At 74.5% G+C, this 2,474-nt stretch carries 3 protein-coding genes and 1 pseudogene; 1 reads left to right on the forward strand and 3 read right to left on the reverse strand.

Annotated elements, in window-relative coordinates:
- On the forward strand, positions 1 to 439 hold a 439-nt coding region (locus B9S61_RS10630; RefSeq protein ID WP_181007322.1), incomplete at its 5' end, for a CdaR family transcriptional regulator.
- Positions 440 to 536: 97 nt separating this feature from the next.
- Here the strand turns inward: B9S61_RS10630 and B9S61_RS10635 are convergent.
- The 3 genes and pseudogenes from B9S61_RS10635 to B9S61_RS10645 all read right to left on the reverse strand — a co-directional run.
- The gene (locus tag B9S61_RS10635; protein WP_103542028.1) at positions 537 to 1,538 is read right to left on the reverse strand and encodes a MerR family transcriptional regulator; all 1,002 of its coding nucleotides are present in this window, start codon (positions 1,536 to 1,538) and stop codon (positions 537 to 539) included.
- 6 nt (positions 1,539 to 1,544) lie between these two features.
- Positions 1,545 to 2,207 carry a HEAT repeat domain-containing protein gene (locus B9S61_RS10640; protein ID WP_374936198.1) on the reverse strand — a complete coding sequence of 221 codons (663 nt, stop codon included), beginning with the start codon at positions 2,205 to 2,207 and terminating at the stop codon, positions 1,545 to 1,547.
- 55 nt (positions 2,208 to 2,262) lie between these two features.
- Positions 2,263 to 2,474, reverse strand: a pseudogene (locus tag B9S61_RS10645) (hypothetical protein); the annotation flags it as partial.

The raw sequence follows: 2,474 nt of genomic DNA on the forward strand, positions 1-2,474 counted from the left end.
GCGACAGCTCACCGCCCGCCCCGACACCGTGGCGGCGGCCTATGCGGAGGCCCGCCGCTGCCTCGACGTCCTCCGGCTCCTCGGCCGCACCGGTGACGGCTCCGCCGCCGAGGACTTCGGCTTCCTGGGGCTGCTGCTGGCGGGGGAGCGGGACATCGCCGGCTTCGTCGACCGCACCATCGGCCGGGTCGTCGCGTACGACGAGCGCCGCGGCACCGAACTGCTGCGCACCCTCGACGCCTACTTCGCCTGCGGCATGAGCCCCGCCCGCACCAAGGACGAACTCCACGTGCATGTCAACACGGTCGCCCAGCGACTGGAACGCGTCGGCCGCCTCCTGGGCCCCGACTGGCAGAGCCCCGACCGGGCCCTGGAGACCCAGCTCGCCCTGCGCCTGCACCGGCTGTCCGCGGTCACCCGGCCTCCGGCACCCGCCTGACCCCGTACGCGCGGCGCCGTCGGACAGGGACCCGGTGCTGAACGCCTGCGGCGTGTCGTCGCCCGCGCGGCGCACCCGGTGCCGCGGCAGCGATTCCTCACCGCGTGTCGCGGAGCTTCACGATGTACGCGGCGGTGAGCGCGACACCGCGGTCCTCGTCCCGCGACAGCCGCGCGAGGGCACGGGACGCCGCGGGACCCGGGATGGCCGCGAGGGCCTGAGCCAGGCGGCGGCGCGCCGGCGCACCGGGGACGTGTTCGAGACGGTCGACGAGTGCGCCGGTGATCCGGTCCGCGGCCACCGGATCCCGGGCCAGTACGCCCAGCGCATCGGCCGCGTCCACGTCGTTCACCTTCTGGACGACCATGTCGACGAGCACCGGGGCGGCCTCGGCCACTCCGCGCGTCCCGAGCGCCAGAGCCGCGTGCCCGCGTACCGCGACCTCGGAGTCGGTGAGGGCCTCCCGCAGCAGTGCGGTCGCCTCCGGGCCGGACATCCCGGCGACGGACCGGACGGCGCGTGTGCGCACCTCGGCCTCCGGCGAGGCGAGACCGTCCGCCAGCAGGCCCAATCCGCCGTCCTCCGACCGTGCCAGCGCCCAGCGAAGGGCACCGGCGACGTTCGGGTCCGCTTCGCTCAGCGCCGCCTCGACCAGGGCCTCCGCCGGCACCGGAACCCCGGTCGCCGAGGACAGGGCCGCGCGCTGGCGCCTCCCGGCGTCCTCCGACTTCAGCGCCTGGAGCAGGGCGACGGTCCGCAGGACTTCCTCCCAGCCGGCGGGCTCCGCGGCACCGATCCGACGGAGCCGCGTCAGCAGCTCCGTCTCACGGGCGATGCGTTCGCGTGTCCGGCGGACGAGGTCGTCCACGAGCTGGGCGGGCTCGAAGGCGGGATCGTCCAGCGCACGCCCGATCTCGCGCAGCGACAGCCCCAGCGAGCGCAGGCTCTCGATGTGGAAGATGCGCCGGATGTCGTCGCCGGAGTACTCGCGGTAGCCGGCCCCGGTACGCCCTGTCGGGTGCAGCAGGCCGAGCGAGTCGTAGTGCCGGAGCATGCGGGCACTGACCCCGGACCGTCGTGCCACCTCACCGATCAGCACTGCCCGTCACTCCCTCCGCACGCTCGCGCCGAGGGCCACGATGCGTTTGGCCTCCTCGATCGCGGACTCGAACCCGGCGTCCGGATCGAGCAGCAGCCGCTCCGTGGCGATCGCGTGCTGCCGCACCCGGGGGCCGGGGTGTGTCATCGCGGCGTGCAGCACCGGCACGATCACCTCGCCGAGCGCGGTCAGCGCCCGGCTGAGGCTCGACCGCGTCTCACGCCCGCCGCGTCCCAGCTGTGTCGCCAGTACTCCGGCCAGCCCGGCCTCCTCACCTTCGGGCACGAGAACGACCGCCGTTCGCCAGGCGCTCCGCGCCACCTCGTCGTCGGCGTCGGTCAGCAGCGTACGTGTGATCTCCGGCCAGGCCCGCCGGTCTCCGATCTTGGACAGCGTGTGCAGCGCCTGGCTCCGCGCCTGCGCTCGCTCCGAACGGAGTTCGCCGACGAGCCGGGGGACCGTCAGCGACGACGCGTGGCGGGTGAGCGCCCACGTGAGCATGTCCCGCACGTGGAAGACGGGCTCCGTCGCACACCGTTCGACCAGTGCGCCGACGAACCGGGGGTCCGGGGCCGTGCCCATCGCCAGTGCCGCACGCAGGCGTACCGACGGGTCGTCGTTCTCCAGCCCTCGCAGGGCTCGCTTCGTGTCCGGGTCCTCTTCCGGCATGGTCACCGGGAACCACCTCCCTGACCGCAGTGAAGACCTTGTCACCGTGTCAGGGTCAAGCGGGGCGGCCCCGTACCCCGTGGTCCGCGAGCGGGCCGACCGACAGCCCCGCCCCGTGGCAGGTGTGCACGATGCCGGGCAGGGCGCCCAGTGCGGCCCGCCAGCAGCCGGGGGCCGACATCCGGTCCGTGTCGTGCAGGAGGACGGTGCCGCCGCCGCGCAGACCGGGCGGGAGCGCCTGCCAGGTGTAGGTCTCCACCTCGAGGT

Source organism: Streptomyces sp. SM1 (assembly GCF_002910825.1).
GTDB classification, from domain to species: Bacteria; Actinomycetota; Actinomycetes; order Streptomycetales; family Streptomycetaceae; genus Streptomyces; species Streptomyces okerensis.